The following is a 262-nucleotide window of genomic DNA, read 5'->3' as shown; positions in this document are numbered from 1 at the left end:
CCTCGCCGTCGAACCCGGCGCGGGCATGGCCGCCGAGTTCCGCCGCGCACTGCCCGGCATCCCGCTCGTCCGGGGCGACGGCAACGCCCTCCCCGTCGCCGACGCCCACGCCGACCTCGTCACCTACGCCCAGGCCTGGCACTGGACCGACCCGGCCCGCTCGGTCCCGGAGGCGCTGCGCGTGCTGCGCCCGGGCGGCGCGCTGGCGCTGTGGTGGAACACCGAGGCGCTGGACGTCCCGTGGATCGCCGAGGCCGCGAGG

At 78.6% G+C, this 262-nt stretch carries 1 protein-coding gene; it reads left to right on the top strand.

The window, feature by feature from the left end; all coding sequences use genetic code 11:
- Positions 1 to 262, top strand: a 262-nt coding sequence (locus tag CCN44_RS47290) for a class I SAM-dependent methyltransferase (RefSeq protein WP_244204093.1), incomplete at both ends; no start/stop codon positions are given.

It is taken from the genome of Streptomyces tricolor, from assembly GCF_002155905.1.
In the GTDB taxonomy this organism is placed as follows: domain Bacteria; phylum Actinomycetota; class Actinomycetes; order Streptomycetales; family Streptomycetaceae; genus Streptomyces; species Streptomyces tricolor.
This window is presented reverse-complemented; position numbering and strand designations above follow the sequence as displayed.